The organism is Streptomyces venezuelae ATCC 10712, from assembly GCF_008639165.1.
Classification (GTDB): domain Bacteria; phylum Actinomycetota; class Actinomycetes; order Streptomycetales; family Streptomycetaceae; genus Streptomyces; species Streptomyces venezuelae.
Map to the genome: position 1 here is coordinate 6,511,130 of NZ_CP029197.1, position 20,100 is coordinate 6,531,229.

The 20,100-nt window shown below is 73.2% G+C and carries 21 protein-coding genes; 20 read left to right on the forward strand and 1 reads right to left on the reverse strand.

Annotated features, from left to right (window positions below; translation table 11 throughout):
* The first annotated feature begins 5 nt into the window (after positions 1-5).
* The 19 genes from DEJ43_RS29995 (at position 6) to DEJ43_RS30085 (ending at position 18,663) form a co-directional block, all read left to right on the forward strand.
* Positions 6-275, forward strand: coding sequence for an acyl carrier protein (locus tag DEJ43_RS29995; protein ID WP_015037163.1), 270 nt, complete (start codon positions 6-8; stop codon positions 273-275).
* A 75-nt stretch (positions 276-350) separates the two neighbouring features.
* Positions 351-1,145, forward strand: coding sequence for a 3-oxoacyl-ACP reductase FabG (gene fabG, locus DEJ43_RS30000; protein ID WP_015037164.1), 795 nt, complete (start codon positions 351-353; stop codon positions 1,143-1,145).
* 40 nt (positions 1,146-1,185) lie between these two features.
* Positions 1,186-2,121, forward strand: a complete 936-nt coding sequence (locus DEJ43_RS30005) for an aromatase/cyclase (RefSeq protein WP_015037165.1) — start codon at positions 1,186-1,188, stop codon at positions 2,119-2,121.
* Position 2,122: 1 nt separating this feature from the next.
* A complete protein-coding gene (locus DEJ43_RS30010) occupies positions 2,123-3,661 on the forward strand; it encodes an FAD-dependent monooxygenase (protein WP_015037166.1) in 1,539 nt (512 codons plus the stop codon).
* A 23-nt stretch (positions 3,662-3,684) separates the two neighbouring features.
* Positions 3,685-4,362 carry an antibiotic biosynthesis monooxygenase family protein gene (locus DEJ43_RS30015; RefSeq protein ID WP_015037167.1) on the forward strand — a complete coding sequence of 226 codons (678 nt, stop codon included), beginning with the start codon at positions 3,685-3,687 and terminating at the stop codon, positions 4,360-4,362.
* A complete protein-coding gene (locus DEJ43_RS30020) occupies positions 4,359-5,993 on the forward strand; it encodes an FAD-dependent monooxygenase (protein WP_015037168.1) in 1,635 nt (544 codons plus the stop codon). The genes DEJ43_RS30015 and DEJ43_RS30020 overlap by 4 nt, the downstream gene beginning before the upstream one ends.
* Entirely contained in the window at positions 5,990-6,910 is a 921-nt protein-coding gene (locus tag DEJ43_RS30025) for an alpha/beta hydrolase (RefSeq protein ID WP_015037169.1), read from the forward strand. The genes DEJ43_RS30020 and DEJ43_RS30025 overlap by 4 nt, the downstream gene beginning before the upstream one ends.
* A 9-nt stretch (positions 6,911-6,919) precedes the next feature.
* Positions 6,920-8,296: an MFS transporter gene (locus tag DEJ43_RS30030; RefSeq protein WP_015037170.1), complete on the forward strand. Its 1,377-nt coding sequence runs from the start codon at positions 6,920-6,922 to the stop codon at positions 8,294-8,296.
* Positions 8,268-9,056, forward strand: a complete 789-nt coding sequence (locus tag DEJ43_RS30035) for a 4'-phosphopantetheinyl transferase family protein (protein ID WP_015037171.1) — start codon at positions 8,268-8,270, stop codon at positions 9,054-9,056. Before DEJ43_RS30030 ends, DEJ43_RS30035 begins: the two co-directional genes overlap by 29 nt.
* Positions 9,053-10,627: an acyl-CoA carboxylase subunit beta gene (locus DEJ43_RS30040; RefSeq protein ID WP_015037172.1), complete on the forward strand. Its 1,575-nt coding sequence runs from the start codon at positions 9,053-9,055 to the stop codon at positions 10,625-10,627. The genes DEJ43_RS30035 and DEJ43_RS30040 overlap by 4 nt, the downstream gene beginning before the upstream one ends.
* Positions 10,628-10,641: 14 nt before the next feature.
* Positions 10,642-10,872 carry an acyl-CoA carboxylase subunit epsilon gene (locus tag DEJ43_RS30045; protein WP_015037173.1) on the forward strand — a complete coding sequence of 77 codons (231 nt, stop codon included), beginning with the start codon at positions 10,642-10,644 and terminating at the stop codon, positions 10,870-10,872.
* 22 nt (positions 10,873-10,894) lie between these two features.
* On the forward strand, positions 10,895-11,413 hold the full coding sequence (locus DEJ43_RS30050; RefSeq protein WP_015037174.1) for a nuclear transport factor 2 family protein: 519 nt from the start codon (positions 10,895-10,897) through the stop codon (positions 11,411-11,413).
* A complete protein-coding gene (locus DEJ43_RS30055) occupies positions 11,413-12,828 on the forward strand; it encodes an NDP-hexose 2,3-dehydratase family protein (RefSeq protein WP_015037175.1) in 1,416 nt (471 codons plus the stop codon). Before DEJ43_RS30050 ends, DEJ43_RS30055 begins: the two co-directional genes overlap by 1 nt.
* Complete coding sequence (locus tag DEJ43_RS30060) at positions 12,825-13,826, forward strand: Gfo/Idh/MocA family protein (protein WP_015037176.1); 1,002 nt, start codon at positions 12,825-12,827, stop codon at positions 13,824-13,826. Before DEJ43_RS30055 ends, DEJ43_RS30060 begins: the two co-directional genes overlap by 4 nt.
* Positions 13,827-13,962: 136 nt before the next feature.
* A complete protein-coding gene (gene rfbA / locus DEJ43_RS30065) occupies positions 13,963-14,832 on the forward strand; it encodes a glucose-1-phosphate thymidylyltransferase RfbA (protein ID WP_015037177.1) in 870 nt (289 codons plus the stop codon).
* A 51-nt stretch (positions 14,833-14,883) separates the two neighbouring features.
* A complete protein-coding gene (gene jadS, locus DEJ43_RS30070) occupies positions 14,884-16,077 on the forward strand; it encodes a 2,6-dideoxy-alpha-L-ribohexopyranosyl-O-glycosyltransferase JadS (RefSeq protein WP_015037178.1) in 1,194 nt (397 codons plus the stop codon).
* Positions 16,074-17,042 carry a dTDP-glucose 4,6-dehydratase gene (gene rfbB / locus DEJ43_RS30075; protein ID WP_015037179.1) on the forward strand — a complete coding sequence of 323 codons (969 nt, stop codon included), beginning with the start codon at positions 16,074-16,076 and terminating at the stop codon, positions 17,040-17,042. Before jadS ends, rfbB begins: the two co-directional genes overlap by 4 nt.
* The gene (locus DEJ43_RS30080; protein WP_015037180.1) at positions 17,039-17,647 is read left to right on the forward strand and encodes a dTDP-4-dehydrorhamnose 3,5-epimerase family protein; all 609 of its coding nucleotides are present in this window, start codon (positions 17,039-17,041) and stop codon (positions 17,645-17,647) included. Before rfbB ends, DEJ43_RS30080 begins: the two co-directional genes overlap by 4 nt.
* The gene (locus tag DEJ43_RS30085) at positions 17,644-18,663 is read left to right on the forward strand and encodes an NAD-dependent epimerase/dehydratase family protein (protein WP_015037181.1); all 1,020 of its coding nucleotides are present in this window, start codon (positions 17,644-17,646) and stop codon (positions 18,661-18,663) included. The genes DEJ43_RS30080 and DEJ43_RS30085 overlap by 4 nt, the downstream gene beginning before the upstream one ends.
* Before the next feature lie 56 nt (positions 18,664-18,719).
* On the opposite strand, the gene DEJ43_RS30090 is transcribed toward DEJ43_RS30085, so the two are convergent.
* Positions 18,720-19,334, reverse strand: a complete 615-nt coding sequence (locus tag DEJ43_RS30090; RefSeq protein WP_015037182.1) for a TetR/AcrR family transcriptional regulator — start codon at positions 19,332-19,334, stop codon at positions 18,720-18,722.
* A 151-nt stretch (positions 19,335-19,485) separates the two neighbouring features.
* Here DEJ43_RS30090 and DEJ43_RS30095 point away from each other — a divergent pair, with 151 nt between their 5' ends.
* Positions 19,486-20,097 (forward strand): NADPH-dependent FMN reductase, encoded by a 612-nt coding sequence (locus DEJ43_RS30095; RefSeq protein WP_015037183.1) that lies wholly within the window; start codon positions 19,486-19,488, stop codon positions 20,095-20,097.
* Positions 20,098-20,100 lie beyond the last annotated feature (3 nt).

The window sequence follows — 20,100 nt, forward strand, 5'->3', positions numbered from 1 at the left end:
GAACCATGAGCAGCAAGACCTTCACCCTCGACGACCTCAAGCGGATCCTGCGCGAGGGCGCCGGCGCCGACGAGGGCGTCGACCTCGACGGCGACATCCTCGACACCCACTTCGAGACGCTCGGCTACGAGTCGCTCGCCCTGCTGGAGACCGGCAGCCGCATCGAGCGCGAGTACTCCATCACCCTCGACGACGACGTGCTGTCCGACGCCGACACCCCGCGCGCCCTCATCGAGGCCGTCAACGCGCACCTGTCGGCCGTCGCCGCCGCCTGACCCACCCGACCGAACACCCGGCGCCCGCACCCGCCGCCGTACCGCCGCCCCCTGGCAGAGAAGAGACGACACCGCATGTCCCAGCAGGAGAAGCAGGAGAAGAGGGTCGCCCTCGTCACCGGAGCCACCAGTGGCATCGGCCTCGCCGTCGCCCGGCTCCTGGCGTCCCAGAACCACCGGGTGTTCCTCGGTGCCCGCAACGCCGAGAACGTCGCCGCCACCGTCAAGCAGCTCCAGGACGAGGGCCTTGAGGTCGACGGCACCACCCTCGACGTGCGCTCCGGCGAGGACGTCAAGGCCTTCGTCCAGGCCGCCGTCGACCGCTTCGGCACCGTCGACGTCCTCGTGAACAACGCGGGCCGCAGCGGCGGCGGCGTCACCGCCGACATCGCCGACGAGCTGTGGAACGACGTCATCGACACCAACCTCAACAGCGTCTTCCGGCTCACCCGCGAGGCCCTGACCACCGGCGGCATGCGCGAGAAGTCCCGCGGCCGGATCATCAACATCGCCTCGACCGCCGGCAAGCAGGGCGTCGTCCTCGGCGCCCCCTACTCGGCCTCGAAGCACGGCGTCGTCGGCTTCACCAAGGCCCTCGGCAACGAGCTCGCCCCGACCGGCATCACCGTCAACGCGGTCTGCCCCGGTTACGTCGAGACGCCGATGGCCCAGCGCGTCCGCCAGGGCTACGCCGCCGCGTACGAGACCTCCGAGGACGCCATCCTCGAGAAGTTCCAGTCGAAGATCCCGCTCGGCCGCTACTCCACGCCCGAGGAGGTCGCCGGTCTCGTCGGCTACCTGGCCTCCGACACCGCGGCCTCCATCACCTCGCAGGCGCTCAACGTCTGCGGCGGCCTGGGCAACTTCTGATCCCCGCACCCCCACACGCACCGTCCCGAGGAGTTTCACGATGACGACCCGTGAGGTCGAGCACGAGATCACCGTCGCGGCCCCGGCCCAGGCCGTGTACCGGCTGATCGCCGAGGTGGAGAACTGGCCGCGGATCTTCCCGCCCACCCTCTACGTCGACCACGTCGAGCGCGGCGAGCGGGAGGAGCGCATCCGGATCTGGGCGACCGCCAACGGCGCCCCGAAGAACTGGACGTCCAAGCGGACCCTGGACCCGGACAACCTCCGGATCACCTTCCGCCAGGAGGTCTCCACCCCGCCGGTCGCCGCCATGGGCGGCACCTGGATCATCGAGCCGGTCTCCGCGACCGAGTCCCGGATCCGCCTGCTGCACGACTACCGGGCGATCGACGACGACCCCGAGGGCCTGAAGTGGATCGACGAGGCCGTCGACCGCAACTCGCGCTCCGAGCTCGCCGCCCTCAAGACCAACGTCGAACTCGCCCACGCCTCCGAGGAGATCACCTTCTCCTTCGAGGACACCGTGCAGATCGACGGCTCCGCCAAGGACGCCTACGACTTCGTCAACGAGGCGAACCTCTGGCCGGAGCGGCTGCCGCACGTCGCCACCGTGCGCTTCGAGGAGGAGACCCCGGGCCTGCAGAGCCTGGAGATGGACACCCGGGCCAAGGACGGCTCCACCCACACGACGAAGTCGTACCGGGTGACCTTCCCGCACCACCGGATCGCCTACAAGCAGATCACCCTGCCGGCGCTCATGACCCTGCACACCGGCTACTGGACGTTCGAGGAGAACGAGGACGGCGTCGCCGCCTCCTCGCAGCACACGGTCGTCCTCAACACCGAGAACATCGCCCGGATCCTCGGCGCCGACGCCACCGTCGCCGACGCCCGCGAGTACGTGCAGACGGCGCTCAGCACCAACAGCCGGGCCACCCTCGGGTACGCCAAGGCCTACGCCGAGGGCAAGCGCTGACATGACGGAGCCCCGCCGGGCAGGAGCGCCCGCACCGGAGTCCCCGGACGCCCCGGACACCCCGGTCCTCCTGGACGCCGACGTCGTCGTCATCGGCGCCGGGCCCACCGGCCTGATGCTCGCCGGCGAACTGCGGCTCGGCGGCGCGGACGTGATCGTCCTGGAGAGCCGGGAGACCCCCACCACCGAGTCCCGGGCCTCCACGCTGCACGCCCGCACGATGGAACTGCTCGACGACCGCGGGCTGCTCACCCCGCTCGGCACTCCGCCGTCGGAGCCCCGCGGGCACTTCGGCGGCATCCCGCTCGACCTGACCCTGCCCGGTCGGCACCCCGGGCAGTGGAAGGTCGAGCAGACCCGGACCGAGGCGCTGCTCCAGGAGTGGGCCACCGGCCTCGGGGCCGACGTCCGACGCGGCCACACCCTGCGCTCCCTCACGGTGACGGAGACGTACGCCGAGGCCGGAGCCACCGGCCCCGGCGGCCGTGACGTGCGCGTGCGGGCCCGGTACGCCGTGGGCTGCGACGGGGAGCGGAGCACCGTACGGGCCCTGGCCGGGGCGGAGTTCCCCGGCCAGGAGGCCCGGCGCGAACTGCTCCGGGCCGATGTGGCCGGGATCGACGTCCCCGACCGGCGCTTCCAGCGGCTGCCCGGCGGACTGGCCGTCGCCGCGTGCCGCAACGGCGTCACCCGGGTCATGGTCCACGAGTTCGGCAGGCCCGCCGTGGCCAGGACCGGCGAGCCGGAGTTCGCCGAGGTCGTGGACGTGTGGAAGCGGGTCACGGGGGAGGACATCAGCGGCGGCACGCCGCTCTGGGTGAACTCCTTCCACGACGCCAACCGGCAGCTCACCCGCTACCGGGACGGGCGCGTCCTGTGGGCGGGGGACGCCGCCCACCAGCAGATGCCGATCGGCGGCCAGGCCCTCAACCTGGGGCTCCAGGACGCCGTCAACCTCGGCTGGAAGCTCGCCGCCGTGGTCCGCGGCACGGCGCCGGACGGGCTGCTCGACACCTACCACGACGAGCGGCACGCCGTCGGCCGCCAGGTCCTCGGCAACATCAGGGCCCAGGCCCTGCTGCTCCTCGGCGGGCCCGAGGCGGAGCCCGTCCGCTCCCTCCTCGGCCCGCTCATCGCCCTGGACGACGTGCGGGCGCACCTGGCCGGCAAGGTCTCAGGACTCGACATCCGGTACGGGGCCGGGGCGGCGGACGTGCATCCGCTGACCGGCACCCGGCTGCCCCGCACGGCCCTCGTGGACGACGGCCGCGAGGCCGTCGACCCGTCGCTGCGGGCCGGCCAGGGCCTGTTCCTGACGCTGGACCCGAGCGGCACCGGGCCCGGGACCGGAGCGGCGGCGGCCGCCGCCTGGGCCGGCCGGGTCGGCACCGCCGTGGCCAGGCCCGTGCCCGGCGGCGTCCTCGACGGACTCGACGCCGTCCTCGTACGGCCCGACGGCTACCTCGCCTGGACCTCGGCCGACGGCGCGGGACCGGAAGCGGCCCTGCACCGCTGGTTCGGCGCCCCCACCCACCTCTGAACCCCGACGAAGGACCGAGAACCATGCCTCTGATCAACCCCGAAGACGGCTACCTGACCGTCTTCAACCTCTTCGAGACCGAGACCTACGACGGTCAGGCCCGCGTCGTCGACGAGATGAAGGACATCGTCGACAACGCCACGTACCCCGGCTGGATCTCCTCCACCGTGCACGCCGGCGTCGACACCCCGGGCACCCTCAACTACATCCAGTGGCGCAGCCTCGCCGACCTGGAGGCGCGCTACCAGGGGCAGAAGTTCCAGAAGAAGACCGTGCCGCTCTTCGACCAGCTCGCCACCTCCGTGAAGCTGCTCAAGACGGAGCTCGTGCACGCCCAGCACCACCCCGACCTGGGCGCCGCCGCCGAGGTCTCGCCCGAGCGCGACGACTACGCCGTCTTCATCCTCTTCGAGGTGAAGCCGGACCAGCAGCAGGAGCTCCTGGACACCCTCGCCAAGCCCGACGAGTGGATCAAGACCGTCCCGGGCTACCGCTCGCACGGCTACTACCGCGGCATCGACGGCACGTACGTCGTCAACTACGCCCAGTGGGAGAGCAAGGAGCTCTACGAGGCCTTCCACACCCTGCCCGAGGAGCAGCGCCCCGCCGACATCCGCGAGGGCCGGCTGCGCGCCCGCTCCCTCGTCACCTCCCGCTGGGCCAACTCCTTCCGCGCGGTCCACTCGCGCTCGGCGGAGTGAGCGCCGTGACCACCACCCCGGAAGCCGGCTTCGACGCCGACGTGATCGTCGTCGGCGCGGGTCCCACCGGTCTGATGCTCGCCGGTGAACTGCGCCTCGGCGGCGCCCGGGTGCTCGTCGCCGAGCGCCTTGAGCGGCCCACCGGCCAGTCCCGCGGGCTCGGCTTCACGGCCCGCGCCATGGAGGTCTTCGACCAGCGCGGACTGCTGCCGCGCTTCGGCCAGGGGGAGACCCTGGAGACCAGCCCGATGGGCCACTTCGGCGGTGTGCAGTTCGACTACACCGTCCTGGAGGGCGCCCACTTCGGCGCCCGCGGCATCCCCCAGTACACGACCGAGTCGGTCCTGGAGGAGTGGGCCACCGAGCTCGGCGCGGACATCCGGCGCGGCTGGGAGTTCACCGGCCTCGACCAGGACGACGACGCCGTGGAGATCACCGTCCGCACCCCCGAGGGGGAGCGGCGGCTGCGCGCGGCCTACGTCGTCGGCTGCGACGGCGGCCACAGCCCCGTGCGCAAGGCGGCCGGCTTCGACTTCCCCGGCACCCCCGCCACCCGCGAGATGTACCTCGCGGACGTCGTCGGCTGCGGGCTGAAGCCCCGGTTCCTCGGCGAGCGGCTGCCGGAGGGCATGGTCATGGCGGCGCCGCTCGCCGAGGGCGTCGACCGGATCATCGTCTGCCCGCACGGCACCCCGCCGCGCGACCGCAGGGACGCCCAGGCCGTCAGCTTCGCCGAGGTGGCCGCCGCCTGGCAGCGCATCACGGGCGAGGACATCAGCGGCGGTTCGGCCGAGTGGGTCAGCTCCTTCACCGACACCACCCGGCAGGCCACCGAGTACCGGCGCGGCCGGGTGCTGCTGGTGGGCGACGCCGCCCACATCCACCTCCCGGCCGGCGGCCAGGGGCTGAGCACCGGGGTCCAGGACGCGGCCAACCTCGGCTGGAAGCTGGCCGCCGTGGTCCGCGGCACGGCGCCCGACGGGCTGCTCGACACCTACCACGGCGAACGCCACCCGGTGGGGCAGCGCCTGCTGATGAACACCCGGGCCCAGGGCACCGTGTTCCTCGGCGGCGAGGAGTCGGACCCGCTGCGCGAGCTGTTCACCGAACTCCTCGCGTACGACGACGTGAAGCGGCACCTCGCCGGAGTCGTCAGCGGTCTCGACATCCGCTACGACCTGGCAGGCGGCGCCGACGACCCGCTGGTCGGGGCGCGGCTCGCGCACCGGGCGCTCACCACGGCGGCGGGGGAGACCAGCACGACCCGGCTGCTCCACGCCGGGCAGGGCGTGCTGCTCGACCTCGCCGACGACCCGGCGGTCCGGGACGCCGCGGCGGCCTGGAAGGACCGGGTGGTCACGGTGACGGGCACCCCGCTGCCCGTCGAGGGCACGGACGTGCTCGCGGGCGTCACGGCCGTCCTGGTCCGGCCCGACGGCCACGTGGCGTGGACCGCGCGGGCCGCCGGCGCGGACGCGTCGGACGCCGGCACGGAGGCCGGTGCGGCCGCCTCCCTGGCCGGTACGGACGCCGAGGGCCTGGGCGCGAGCCTGCGCCGCTGGTTCGGCGAGCCCGCGTCCGACGCGTCCGTCACCCCGGGCGCCTCCGCCGACGGCGGCGCGGCCCGGTGACGACCACGACGAGTGCTCCGGCGGCGCCCCTCACCGGGGGCGTACGCCGGATCGTCCTGGACGGCGCCGGGGTCCCGATCTCCGCCCTCCTCGCCGAGCCCGAACCCGGGCCCTTCGGGGAGCCCGCGGCGCCGCGCGCGACCGTCGTCGCCCTCCACGGCGGCGGCATGAGCGCCGGGTACTTCCACGGGCAGGCCCAGCCGGGCCTCTCCCTGCTCTCCCTGGGAGCGCGCCTCGGCTTCACGGTGCTCTCCCTCGACCGCCCCGGATACGGCGAGTCGACGGCCCGGCTGCCCCACGGGCAGACGCTCGCGGAGCAGTCGGACACCCTGCGCGCCGCCCTCGCGGACTTCGCCACCCGGCACCCCACCGGCGCCGGATTCTTCGTGCTCGCGCACTCCTACGGCGGGAAGCTCGCGCTGACCGCCGCCGCGCACGACACCGGCGACGCCGGCGCCCCGCTCCTGGGGCTCGACGTCTCCGGCTGCGGACAGGAGTACGCGGTGGAGCCCGACGACCTGCCGGGGGCGCGCGGCCACGGCCACTGGACCCGGAACTGGGGCGCCCTGCGCCTCTACCCGCCGGGCACCTTCACCGCCAGCGGCGCGCTCGTCGCCCCCATGCCGGAGCGGGAGCGGGCCGAGGCGCTGCGCTGGCCCGGGATGTTCCCGGAGGTGGCCGCCCGGGTGCGGGTACCGGTCCGGCTGACCTTCGCCGAGTACGAGTCGTGGTGGCTGCACGACGAGGCGGCCCTCGACCGGCTCGCCGGGTGTTTCACCGCCGCGCCCCGGGTGCTCGTCGAACGGCTGGCGGACGCCGGGCACAACATCAGCCTGGGCCTCACGGCCCGTACGTACCATCTGCGGGCCCTCGCGTTCCTGGAGGAGTGCCTCGCGACCCTGCGACCCGAGGTGTGACCCCCGCTCATGGTGAAGGCCCGATCGAACACCTTCCGCTCCCTGTCCGTCCGCAACTTCCGGCTGTTCGCGGCCGGACAGGTCGTGTCGGTGGCCGGGACCTGGACGATGGTCGTCGCCCAGGACTGGCTCGTGCTCGGCATGACCGGCGACTCGGGCACCGCCCTCGGCGCCGTGACCGCCCTGCAGTTCGCGCCGATGCTGCTGCTCACCCTGTACGGAGGGCGGCTCGCCGACCGGTACGACAAGCGGATGCTGCTCACCGCGGCCAACCTGACGGCCGGGGCGCTCGCCGCGGTCCTGGCGGTGCTGGTGCTGACCGGCGGGGTACGGCTCTGGCACATCTGGCTGCTCGCGCTGGGCATCGGGGTCGTCAACGCCGTCGAGGTCCCGACCCGGATGTCGTTCGTCGGTGAACTGGTCGGCAACGAACTCCTGCCCAACGCCTCCGCCCTGAGCGCCGCGTACTTCAGCGTCGCCCGGGTCGCGGGGCCCGCCCTCGCCGGGCTGCTCATCACCGGCTTCGGCACCGGCTGGGCCATCGCCCTCAACGCGGTGAGCTACCTGGCCACCGTGGCGGGGCTGCGCATGATGAGGCCCGAGGAGAACCCCGGGGGAGCGCGGGGCGGGCGGCCGGAGGCGGGGCAGGGCGCACGGAAGGAGGAACGGAAGGACGCGCGGGTCGTCGACGGGCTGCGCTACACGGCCTCCCGGGCCGATCTGACCCTCCCCATGGCGCTGGTCGCGGTGATCGGCCTCTGCGGCATGAACTTCCAGCTCACCCTGCCGCTGCTGGCCAAGACCGTCTTCCACGCCGACGCCACCTCCTTCGGCCTGCTCACCACCGCCTTCGCGGCGGGCTCGCTGCTCGGCGCCATCGCCGGCACCCGGCGCAGCGGCCGGCCCGCCGCCCGTACCGTCATCGGCTCCGCCCTCGCCTTCGGGGCCCTGGAGGCCGCCGCGGGATGGGCGCCCGGCTTCCTCTTCGCGGTCGTGCTGCTCACCCTCACCGGCTTCGCCTCGATCTACTTCGCGCAGGCCGCGAACCACCGCATCCAGCTGGGCAGCGACCCGGCCTACCGGGGCCGGATCCTCGCCCTCTACACCCTGATCCTGCAGGGCTCCACCCCCCTCGGGGCCCTGCTCGTCGGCCTGCTCACCGAACGGCTCGGCGCCCGGGCGGGCCTCTGGCTCGGTGGGCTGGTGTCCCTGGCGGCGGCGCTGGTCGCCCTCGGACTCGAGTACCGCGGGACGCGGCCGGCCCGTACGGCCGCCGCTCCCGACCCATCCCGGGGCCCCGACTCCGACTCCCCAGACCCCGACTCCGACCCCGACTCCCGCGAAAGGCTGGTCCGCGATGCCGCTCCTGAGGGTCGCGGACGATGAGCTGCACCTCTGGACCCTCCGCCCGCCCCCGCCGGGGTCCGCGGCCGCCGACGCCCTCGCGACCGGGGAACTCGACGGTGCCGAGCGGCGCCGGGCGGAGGCGTACGTACGCCCCCGGGACCGGGTGCAGTACCTCGCGGCGCACCTCGCGCTGCGCCGGGTCCTCGCCCGCTACACCGGAGTCCCGGCCGGGCGGCTGCGCTTCGGCCGTGAGGCCGCCGGGCGGCCCGTGCTGCTCGGGGTGGCGGGACCGCCGTCCTTCTCGCTGTCGCACAGCCACGGGCTGGTGCTGCTCGGGGTGGCCCGGCGGCCGGTGGGCGTCGACGTCCAGCGCGTCCCGCCGTACGCCACCGCGGAGGTGTGCCGCGGCGCGCTCCACCCGGCCGAGCGGGAGGAGCTCGCGGCCCTGCCGGAGGACCGTCTCGCGGCGGCCTTCGCCCGGCTGTGGACCCGGAAGGAGGCCTACCTCAAGGGACTCGGCACGGGACTCGCGCGGGGCCTCGCCACCGACTTCCTCGGCACGCCGGGCCACGGCGGCGTCCGGCGGCCCGCCGGCTGGACGGTCCTCGACCTGCCGGGCGGACCCGACCACGCGGCGGCCGCCGCCCTGCACGGCGACACCGCGCCACGGGTCACGACGAGGGCCCTGCGCCCCGAGGACCTGACCAGCACCACACACGCATCGCACGACACGCAGACACCGCACGACACGTACGACCCGTACGACACGCAGACCGAAAGGGGAGTGGGAAGCGCATGACCACGACGTCCACGGCCGGAGGAGCCCTCGCGGACCGTCTCACCGAACTGGGCCGGCTCCGGGAGCTCGCCCAGGAGGGCCCCGACCCCAAGGCCACCGAACGCCAGCACGCGAAGGGCAAGCTGACCGCCCGCGAGCGCATCGAACTGCTCCTGGACAAGGGGAGCTTCACGGAGATCGAGCAGCTGCGGCGGCATCGTGCGCAGGGTTTCGGTCTGGAGGCGAAGAAGCCGTACACCGATGGTGTGATCACCGGTTGGGGGACGGTGGAGGGCCGGACGGTCTTCGTGTACGCGCATGATTTCCGGATCTTCGGCGGGGCGCTGGGCGAGGCGCACGCGACGAAGATCCACAAAATCATGGACATGGCGATCGCGGCGGGTGCTCCGCTGGTCTCGCTGAACGACGGTGCGGGTGCGCGTATCCAGGAGGGCGTCTCGGCGCTGGCCGGGTACGGCGGCATCTTCCAGCGCAACACCCGGGCGTCGGGTGTGATCCCGCAGATCTCGGTGATGCTCGGCCCGTGCGCGGGCGGCGCGGCCTACAGTCCGGCGCTGACGGACTTCGTGTTCATGGTCCGTGAGACCTCGCAGATGTTCATCACCGGTCCGGACGTCGTCAAGGCGGTCACCGGCGAGGAGATCACCCAGAACGGCCTCGGCGGCGCCGACGTCCACGCCGGCGTCTCCGGCGTCTCCCACTTCGTCTACGACGACGAGGAGACCTGCCTGGCCGAGGTCCGCTACCTGCTCTCGATGCTCCCGCAGAACAACCGCGACCTGCCGCCCGTCATGCCCAGCTCCGACCCCGCCGACCGGCCCGGCGACCGGCTGCTCGACCTCGTCCCCGCCGACGGCAACCGCTCCTACGACGTCCGCGAGGTCATCGAGGAACTCGTCGACGACAGCGACTACATGGAGGTCCACGCGGCCTGGGCGCCCAATCTGGTGTGCGCCTTCGCCCGGCTCGACGGGCACGTCGTCGGCATCGTCGCCAACCAGCCGGCCGCCATGGCCGGGGTGCTCGACATCAAGGCCTCCGAGAAGGGGGCGCGCTTCGTGCAGTTCTGCGACGCCTTCAACATCCCGATCATCACCCTCGTCGACGTGCCCGGCTTCCTGCCCGGCGTCGACCAGGAGCACGACGGCATCATCCGGCGCGGCGCCAAGCTGCTCTACGCCTACTGCAACGCGACCGTGCCCCGGATCTCCGTCGTCCTGCGCAAGGCCTACGGCGGCGCCTACATCGTCATGGACTCCCGCTCGATCGGCGCCGACATCTCCCTCGCCTGGCCCACCAACGAGATCGCGGTCATGGGCGCCGAAGGCGCCGCCAACGTGGTCTTCCGGCGGGAGATCGCCGCCGCCGACGACCCCGAGGCGATGCGGGCCCAGAAGATCCAGGAGTACCGCGAGGAGCTCGTGCACCCGTACTACGCCGCCGAGCGCGGCCTCGTCGACGACGTCATCGACCCGCGCGAGACCCGCCAGGTGCTGTGCCGGTCCGTCGCCATGCTCGCCGCCAAGCACGCCGACCTGCCGCGCCGCAAGCACGGCAACCCGCCCCAGTGACAGGAGCCCGCCCCGTGACCACCGAAGCCCGGCCGTCCGGCACCGACCGTCTGTTCCGCGTCGAGAAGGGCGCGCCCAGCGCCGAGGAGCTCGCCGCCGTCACCGCCGTCCTCCTCGCCCGTACCCAGGAGACGCAGGCCCCGGCCCCCACCGCCCGTCCCGTCGCCGGCTGGCGCCGCCTGGAGCGGGCCCGCGGCTTCGACGGGCCCCGCACCTGGCACTCCACGGGCCACGGCCCCCACTGACCCCCGAGAAAGGCCTCCCCTCATGACCACCACCGACCTCACCGCCGCGACCACCACCGACGGACCGGCCCTCGCCGCCGAGCTCGCCGAACTCCGCGCCACCGTCCGCGAGTTGTCCGACCGCGCCGCGATATCCGCGGTCTGCGACCGCTACGCCATGCACCTCGACAAGGACCGGGGCAGCGACGACTGGTTCGGCGCGGTGTTCACCGACGACGTCCACCTCGTCTTCCCGATGGGCGAGTACAAGGGCATGGACGGCCTCGCCGCCTTCCAGCAGATGGCCCGCACGACCTTCGCCCGCACCCACCACATCAGCGGCGCCTACGCGATCGACCTGCGCGGCGACGAGGCGACCGTACGGGCCCACCTCACCGCCTTCCACGTCCGCGACGCCGCCGCGCCCTCCGCCCACTTCGCCATCGGCGGGCACTACGACGCCCACGTCGTCCGCACCCCCGAGGGCTGGCGCATCCGCTCCTTCACCTTCGACCTGGTGTGGAACGCCGGCGAGGCCCCCGGCGCGAAGGGCCACTCCTGATGAGCACCGCCACCACCACGCCCGCCCCCGCCCTCACCGCCCGCCGGCCCGCCGGGCTCGCCGAGCGGATCGCCCGCTCGGCCGCCACCGGCCGCGGCGCCCACCTGGCCACCGAGGACTTCCACGACTGGCTCGACGGCCGCCGCCGCGCCAACACCTTCCGCGTCGACAAGATCCCCTTCGACGCGCTCGACGGCTGGTCCTTCGACGAGGAGGACGGCAACCTCGTCCACCGCAGCGGCCGCTTCTTCACCGTCGAGGGCCTGCACGTCGTCGAGGAGGACGGACCCTACGGCGACGGCCCGTACCGCTCCTGGTACCAGCCCGTCATCAAGCAGCCCGAGGTCGGCATCCTCGGCATCCTCGCCAAGGAGTTCGACGGCGTCCTGCACTTCCTCATGCAGGCCAAGATGGAGCCCGGCAACCCGAACCTGCTCCAGCTGTCGCCGACCGTCCAGGCCACCCGCAGCAACTACACCAAGGCGCACCGCGGCGGCGACGTGAAGTACATCGAGTACTTCACCGGCGCCGAACACGGCACCGTCATCGCCGACTCCCTCCAGTCCGAGCACGGCGCCTGGTTCTTCCACAAGTCCAACCGCAACATGATCGTCGAGGCCACCGGCGAGGTCCCGCTCCTCGACGACTTCTGCTGGCTCACCCTCGGCCAGCTCGGCGAGCTCCTCCACCAGGACAACGTCATCAACATGGACGCCAGGACCGTCCTGTCCTGCGTGCCGTACGAGGACGCCGACGCCGGGCGGGCGCTGCTCTCCGACGTCCAGCTGCTCTCCTGGTTCACCGGCGAGCGCTCCCGCCACGACGTACGGGCCCGGCGCGTCCCGCTGCGCGAGCTGCCCGGCTGGAAGCAGGGCGAGGAGACCATCGAGCACGAGGAGGGCCGGCACTTCAAGGTCGTCGCCGTCTCCGTGCAGGCCGGGAACCGCGAAGTGACCAGCTGGACCCAGCCGCTGATCGAACCGGTCGGACTCGGCGTCGCCGCCTTCCTGACCCGCGACTTCGACGGCGTCCCGCACTACCTGGTGCACGCCCGCGTCGAGGGCGGCTTCCTCGACACCGTGGAACTGGCCCCCACCGTCCAGTACACCCCGGGCAACTACGCCCACCTGCCGACCGACGAGCGCCCGCCCTTCCTCGACCTCGTCCTCGACACCGACCCCGCCCGCGTCCGCTACGAGGCCGTGCACTCCGAGGAAGGCGGCCGCTTCCTCAACGCCGAGAGCCGCTACCTCCTGGTGGAGGCCGACGAGACGCAGGCCCCGGCCGACCCGCCGCCCGGCTACGCCTGGGCGACCGCCGCACAGCTCACCTCCCTCACCCGGCACGGCCACTACCTCAACGTCCAGGCCCGCACCCTGCTGGCCTGCGTCCACGCCGGGGCGGTGCGGCCTTGACGAGCACCCCGGCGCCCCTGCGGATCGGTGTGCTCGGCTGCGCCGACATCGCCGTCCGGCGCATGATGCCCGCGATGGCCGCGCTCCCCGGGACCGAGGTCACCGCCGTCGCCAGCCGCGACGCGGCGAAGGCCGCCGTGGCCGCCGCCCCGTACGGCGCGGCGGCCGTCGAGGGCTACCAGGAGCTGCTGCGCCGCCCGGACGTCGACGCCGTCTACGTACCGCTGCCCGCCGCCCTGCACGCCGAGTGGACCGAGGCCGCCCTGCGGGCCGGCAAGCACGTCCTGGCCGAGAAGCCGCTCACCACGGACCCGGAGAGCACCGCCGCGCTGCTCGGCCTGGCCGCCGCGTCCGGGCTCGCGCTGATGGAGAACGTCATGTTCGTCCACCACCGCCTCCACACCGACGTCCGCAAGCTCGTCGCGGACGGAGCCATCGGCGAACTCCGCGCCCTGCACGCCTCGTTCGGCATCCCCCGGCTGCCCGACACCGACATCCGGCACGACCCCGGGCTCGGCGGCGGCGCCCTCGGCGACGTCGGCGTCTACCCGCTGCGAGCCGCCCAGCACCTGCTCGGCGACGAACTCGACGTCCTCGGCGCGCACCTCGTCCGGGGGCCCGGCAGCCGGGTCGAGACCGCCGGCGGGGCGCTGCTCGCCACCCCGGCGGGCGTCACCGCGCACATCGCCTTCGGCATGGACCACGGCTACCGCTCGGCGTACGAGCTGTGGGGCAGCCAGGGCCGGCTCGTCGTCGAGCGGGCCTACACCCCGCCCGCCGACCACCGCCCGGTGGTGCGCCTGGAGACCCGCACCGGCGTCGAGGAGCTCGTCCTCGACGCCGACGACCAGGTCCGCAACACGGTGGCCGCCTTCGCCGCCCTCGTGGCGCGCACCGGAGCCGGCCACCCCGGGGACGGCGGCGCGCCCGACCCGGAGGCCCCGCTGCGCCAGGCGCGGCTGCTCGACGCCGTGCGGCGCCGGGCCGCCCTCGTCTGACCCGCGCCTGACATTCACCTGGCCCGTTGCCGACGCAGCTGAACAGCGCGTGCAGAACCTGACCAGGCCCTGAACCGAGGCTCCTTGAACGCCGCGCCGCACCCGGTGAGGCTGGGAACCCCAGGAGGAGAGAACTGTGAAAGGCATCGTCCTGGCCGGAGGCCACGGCACCCGGCTGCACCCGATCACCCTCGGCACGTCCAAGCAGATGCTGCCGGTCTACGACAAGCCGATGATCTACTACCCGCTCTCGGTGCTGATGCTCGCCGGGATCCGGGACATCCAGATCATCTCGTCCCCCGACGACATCGAGAACTTCCGCCGGCTGCTCGGCGACGGCTCCCCGCTCGGCATCTCGCTCAGCTACGCCGTCCAGGAGCAGCCCCGCGGCCTCGCCGAGGCCTTCCTCATCTCCGCCGACCACATCGGGGACGACTCCGTCGCCCTCGTCCTCGGCGACAACATCTTCCACGGCCCCGGCTTCGCCGGAATCCTCCAGGACAAGGCCGTGGACGTGGACGGCTGCGTGCTCTTCGGCTACCCGGTCCGCGACCCCGAGCGCTACGGCGTCGGCGAGGTCGACGCGGACGGCCGGCTGGTCTCCCTGGAGGAGAAGCCGGAGCACCCGCGCTCCGACCTCGCCATCACCGGCCTCTACTTCTACGACAACGACGTCATCGACATCGCCAAGAACCTCACGCCCTCGGCGCGCGGCGAACTGGAGATCACCGACGTCAACCGGATCTACCTGGAGCGCGGCAAGGCCGAACTGGTGTCCCTGGGACGCGGGTTCGTCTGGCTCGACGCCGGAACGCACGACGCGCTGACCGAGGCCGGCCAGTACGTGCAGATCCTGGAGCACCGCCAGGGCGTCCGGCTCGCCTGCCTCGAGGAGATCGCCTGGCGCATGGGGTTCATCGACCGGGAGGCCTGCCTGCGGCTCGGCGAGGAGCTCTCGAAGTCCCCGTACGGCCAGTACGTCATGGAGATAGCCCGGGCCGGCTGACCCGGCCGCCCCCACCGCCCCGCCACGCCCCCGCCCCGCGGAGAGAGAACCATGCGATATCTGTTCACCACCATCCCGGGCACGTCCCACACGCTGCCCCTGGTCCCGCTCGCCCACGCGGCGCTCGCCGCCGGGCACGAGGTCGCCTTCGCCGCCTCGGGCCCCGCCCTGCGCGCGGCCAACGCCGCCGGTCTCCAGACCATCGCGGCCGCGGGCGACGAGGCCGCGGAGCCGTACGAGGAGCTGATCGCCAAGGTCACCACGAGCGACCTGGCGCAGGAGTTCCCCGGCCCGAAGATCCTCCCGTACGTCTCCGGGATCTTCGGCGAGGTCGGCGCGCGTCTGGTGGAGGGCGTCGCAGAGGCGGCCCGCACCTGGCGGGCCGACGCCGTGGTCTTCCCGCCCAACCACGTCGCAGGACTGCTCGCCGCCCGGATGACCGGCCTGCCCGCCGTGCTGCACGGCATCGGCACCCCCCGCCCGGTCTTCGCCCCGGCCCTCGCGTACCTGGAGCCGGTCGCCGCCCGCCTCGGCGTCGACCTCCCGGCCCCGGTCGCCGACGTGGAGATCGACCTCAACCCGGCCTCCCTCACCGCGCCGTCCCTCGGCGGCCCCGGCGGCGGCGGACCGGCCGCCGCGCACCGGCTCCCGATGCGCTACACCTCGTACAACGGCGGCGCGGAGATCCCGCCCGGCCTGCTCGGCCGCGGCGAGCGGCCCCGGGTCGCCGTGACGCTCGGCTCCCTCGCCGCGCTGTACGGCGAGGGCACCATGCTCCGCGAGATCGTCGACGGCTCGGCGGACCTCGGCATCGAACTGGTCATCACCACCGGCGGCGCCGAACTGCCCGCCCTCACCGGCTCGTTGCCCCCGCACGTCACCTGCGTGGACTGGGTCCCGCTGCGCACCCTGCTCGCGAGCTGCGACGCGATCGTCCACCACGGCGGCATGGGCAGCACCTTCACCGCCTTCGACGCCGGGGTCCCGCAGCTGGCGATCCCGCTCACCGGCCCGGAGAGCGTCTCCAACGGCCGGGTCGCCGCCGACCGCGGCACCGGCATCGTCCTCGACCCGCCGCTGTCCGTCCCGCTCACCGCCGCGACCGTGAAGTCCTCGCTGCACGAGCTGCTCAGCAACCCCGCGCACCGCACGGCGGCCGCCGAAGTCGCCGCCGAGATGCGGGAGATGCCGGCGCCCGCCGCCACCCTGGTCCAGCTCAACGCGCTCCTCGGAGGGACGGCATGAGGATCCTCGTCACCGGCGGTGCCGGCTTCATCGGCTCCCACTACGTCCGCTCCCTCCTCGACGGGGCGTACGGCGGCGACGGCACCGACACCGTCACCGTCCTCGACAAGCTGACCTACGCGGGCAACCGGGACAACCTGCCCGCCTCCCACGAGCGGCTCACCTTCGTCCGCGGCGACATCTGCGACCTGCCGCTGCTGCTCGACCTCCTCCCCGGGCACGACGCGGTCGTCCACTTCGCCGCCGAGTCGCACGTCGACCGGTCCCTGGAGTCGGCCGCCGAGTTCGTCCGCACCAACGTCCTCGGCACCCAGACCGTCCTGGAGGCCGCGCTGCGCACCGGCGTCCAGCGGCTCGTGCACGTCTCCACCGACGAGGTGTACGGCACGATCGACGAGGGCTCGTGGACCGAGGACTTCCCGCTCCTGCCCAACTCCCCGTACGCCGCCTCCAAGGCGAGCTCGGACCTGGTGGCCCGCTCCTACTGGCGCACCCACGGGCTCGACCTGTCGATCACCCGCTGCTCCAACAACTACGGGCCGTACCAGCACCCCGAGAAGCTCATCCCGCGCTTCGTCACCAACCTCCTGGAGGGCCACCCGGTGCCGGTCTACGGCGACGGGCGGAACGTCCGCGAGTGGCTGCACGTCGACGACCACTGCCGGGCGATCCACCTGGTGCTCACCACCGGCCGGGCGGGCGAGACGTACAACATCGGCAGCGGGAACGAGCTCACCAACCTCGACCTGACCGAACGCATCCTGGACCTCTGCGGCGCCGACCGCTCGATGATCCGGTACGTCGAGGACCGCAAGGGACACGACCTGCGGTACTCGCTCTCCGACGCCAAGATCCGCGAAGAGCTGGGCTACACGCCCCGGACCTCCTTCGAGGACGGCCTGCGCCGGACCGTCGACTGGTACCGCGACAACCCCCAGTGGTGGAAGGCCGGCAAGGAGAAGTGACGACGACCATGCAGGTGACCCCCCTGGCCATCGAGGGCGCCTTCGCCTTCACGCCCCCCGTCTTCAAGGACAGCCGCGGCCTGTTCGCCTCCCCCTACCAGGGGGACGTGTTCGCCGGGCAGCTCGGCCGCCCGCTCTTCCAGGTCGAACAGGTCAGCCACAACCTGTCCGCCAGGGGCACCCTCCGCGGCGTCCACTTCACCGCGACCCCGCCGGGCATGGCGAAGTACGTCTACTGCCCGTACGGCAGGCTCCGGGACTTCCTCATCGACCTCCGGGTCGGCTCACCGACCTTCGGGCAGTGGGTGATGAACGAACTCGACGCGGAGACCAGCCGCGCCCTCTACGTCCCGGTCGGCGTCGGCCACGCGTTCGTCTCGCTCCAGGACGACTCCATGTGCGTCTACGTGATGTCGCAGGGGTACGTCCCCGCCAACGAACTGGCCCTGAACCCGCTCGACCCGGCGCTCGGACTCGACCTGCCGGACGACGTCGAGCTGATCCTGTCCGACCGGGACAAGATCGCCCCCACCCTCGCCGAGGCCCGCGACCGCGGCCTCCTGCCCGACTTCGACACCTGCCGCAAGCTGGAGGAACTGCTGTGACCGCCACCACCGGACAGACCGGGGACACCCGACCCCTGGTGGTCGTCCTCGGCGCCGCCGGCTTCGTCGGCTCCGCCGTCCTGCGCGAACTCGCCCGCCACGACCTGCGGGTGCGGGCCGTCTCCCGGCGCCCGGTGACCGTCCCGGCCGGCGCCCGCGCCGAGGTGGAGACCCGCAGCGTCGACCTCACCGTCCCCGGCGCGATGGCCGGGGCGATCGAGGGCGCCGACGTGGTCGTCCACTCGATCGCCTACATCGCGGGCTCCTCGACCTGGCGCATCACGGACGGCGACACCGGCGCCGAGCGGGTCAACGTGGGACTCGTACGGGACCTGGTCGAGGCCGTGCGGGCGAGCGGCCGCCCCGACACCGCCGTCCTGTTCACCGGCTCCGTCTCCGCCGCCGGACCCTCGGAGCGGGGCGTCTACGACGGTACGGAGCCGGACGAGCCGCAGGGCGAGTACGACCGGCAGAAGCTGGCGGCCGAGCGGGTGCTGCTCGCGGCGAGCGCCGAGGGCGTGCTGCGCGGGATCTCGCTCCGGCTCCCCACGGTCTTCGGCTACGGCCCCGACTCGACCGCGCGGGACAAGGGCATCGTCTCCTCGATGGTCCGCCGGGCGGTGGCGGGCGAGCCGATCACCATGTGGCACGACGGCACGGTCCGCCGCGACCTGCTGTACGTGGAGGACGTGGCGCGCGCCTTCGCGGCGGCCCTCGGCCACCTCGACGCGCTCGCGGGACGGCACTGGGTGCTCGGCAGCGGGCACGGCGCCGAGCTCGGCCCGGTCTTCACCACGGTCGCCCGGATGGTGGCGGAGCGGACCGGCAAGCCGCCGGTGGCCGTGCGCTCGGTGGAGCCGCCCGCGCACGCCGAGGCCCGGGACTTCGCCAGCGTCACCGTCGACCCGCGCGCCTTCCACGAGGTCACCGGCTGGCGGGCCGAGGTCCCGCTGGACGAGGCCCTGGACCGGACGACGGCCTTCAGCGCGAGCGGCGCGGAGGAGCACTTCGGCTGACCCCGGCCGCCGTGCGGGGGCCCGTCGCGACGGGCCCCGTGACGGGGGAGGGCCGGTCAGCGGCAGAGGGCGTGTTCGGCGGCGGTGGTGAGGGTCGAGGTGACCTGCTCCACCGTCATCGAACGGCCGGTGTAGAGCAGGTCGAAGCTGTCGAAGGCCGAGAACAGCCAGAGACGGCGGGCCGCCTCGGCGACCGTGACGTCCTCGCGCAGCTCACCCTGCGCGCCGAGCCGCCGGGCGAGGTCGTCCATCCCGGCGGCGCGTCCGGTCTCCATCCGCTGGACCGCGCCGCCGACCGCCTCGGCGTCGAGCGCGGCCATGGAGTACAGGGCGCGCATGACGTCGCGGTGGGCCGCGTACATCTCGACGTTGCCCCGGATGCCGCCGCGGAGCCCTTCGCGCGCGTCGGGCTGGAGCACCTCGCGCACCATCCGCTCGAAGCCGCCGCGGTGCAGCAGGTCCGCGCCGAGGGCGTCGAAGAGCCCGGAGCGCGAGCCGAAGGTCGTGTACACGGTGGACCGCGACACGCCCGCCGTGCGGGCGATCCGGTCGAGGCCGACGGCCTCGGAGGGGGCCGATCGGAGCTGCTCGTACAGCGCGTCGAGGATGCGCCGGCGGGTCTCGGCTGCCGCCTCCGCCCGGAGGCGCTGTTCGTACTTCCTGGTGGCCATGGGCCGATCCTAGCATTGGCTTGACAGCCTGTCTGGTGAAAGACATGCTGTCCGACGAAAGCGCGAAGACAGGCTGTCCGGCGAAATCGCCGCCAGGTCCACCGCGCCATCCACCGCGCAAAACCCGGATCCGAAGCAGAGGGAGCACCACATGACCCGGATCGCCGTCATCATCGGCAGCACCCGTCCCGGCCGCCGCTCGACCGCCGTCGCCCAGTGGGTCGAGGAGGCCGCGGGCCGCCACGAGGCGATCAAGGCCGGCGGCGCCACCGTCGAGCTCGTCGACATCGCCGAGTTCGGCCTGCCGCTGCTCGACGAGTCCGTCCCGGCCGCCTTCGGCCAGTACGCCAACGAGCACACCAAGCGCTGGTCCGAGAAGATCGCGTCCTTCGACGCCTTCGTCTTCGTCACCCCGGAGTACAACCGCTCCGTCCCGGCCGCGCTCAAGAACGCCATCGACTACCTGTACGCCGAGTGGCAGAACAAGTCCGCCGGCTTCGTCAGCTACGGCGTCCAGGGCGGCACCCGCGCCATCGACCACCTGCGGGTCACCCTCGCCGAGGTCAAGGTCGCCGACGTGCCGACCGCCGTCTCGCTGCCGGTCTTCACCGACTTCACCTTCGAGAACCCCATGGACCCGACCGAGACCGGTCGCGTCACCCCCGGCCCGCACCAGGAGCCCACGCTCTTCAAGATGTTCGACGAGATCATCGCCTGGGCCGAGGCCCTCAAGCCGCTCCGTGCCGCGGCGGCGGCCGTCTGACCG

Excerpts from the sequence above, each read along its gene's own strand:
- DEJ43_RS29995 (WP_015037163.1), top strand. The coding sequence starts at position 6 with ATGAGCAGCAAGACCTTCACCCTCGACGACCTCAAGCGGATCCTGCGC.
- fabG (WP_015037164.1), top strand. The coding sequence starts at position 351 with ATGTCCCAGCAGGAGAAGCAGGAGAAGAGGGTCGCCCTCGTCACCGGA.
- DEJ43_RS30005 (WP_015037165.1), top strand. The coding sequence starts at position 1,186 with ATGACGACCCGTGAGGTCGAGCACGAGATCACCGTCGCGGCCCCGGCC.
- DEJ43_RS30010 (WP_015037166.1), top strand. The coding sequence starts at position 2,123 with ATGACGGAGCCCCGCCGGGCAGGAGCGCCCGCACCGGAGTCCCCGGAC.
- DEJ43_RS30015 (WP_015037167.1), top strand. The coding sequence starts at position 3,685 with ATGCCTCTGATCAACCCCGAAGACGGCTACCTGACCGTCTTCAACCTC.
- DEJ43_RS30030 (WP_015037170.1), top strand. The coding sequence starts at position 6,920 with ATGGTGAAGGCCCGATCGAACACCTTCCGCTCCCTGTCCGTCCGCAAC.
- DEJ43_RS30035 (WP_015037171.1), top strand. The coding sequence starts at position 8,268 with ATGCCGCTCCTGAGGGTCGCGGACGATGAGCTGCACCTCTGGACCCTC.
- DEJ43_RS30040 (WP_015037172.1), top strand. The coding sequence starts at position 9,053 with ATGACCACGACGTCCACGGCCGGAGGAGCCCTCGCGGACCGTCTCACC.
- DEJ43_RS30050 (WP_015037174.1), top strand. The coding sequence starts at position 10,895 with ATGACCACCACCGACCTCACCGCCGCGACCACCACCGACGGACCGGCC.
- DEJ43_RS30055 (WP_015037175.1), top strand. The coding sequence starts at position 11,413 with ATGAGCACCGCCACCACCACGCCCGCCCCCGCCCTCACCGCCCGCCGG.
- jadS (WP_015037178.1), top strand. The coding sequence starts at position 14,884 with ATGCGATATCTGTTCACCACCATCCCGGGCACGTCCCACACGCTGCCC.
- rfbB (WP_015037179.1), top strand. The coding sequence starts at position 16,074 with ATGAGGATCCTCGTCACCGGCGGTGCCGGCTTCATCGGCTCCCACTAC.
- DEJ43_RS30090 (WP_015037182.1), bottom strand. The coding sequence starts at position 19,334 with ATGGCCACCAGGAAGTACGAACAGCGCCTCCGGGCGGAGGCGGCAGCC.
- DEJ43_RS30095 (WP_015037183.1), top strand. The coding sequence starts at position 19,486 with ATGACCCGGATCGCCGTCATCATCGGCAGCACCCGTCCCGGCCGCCGC.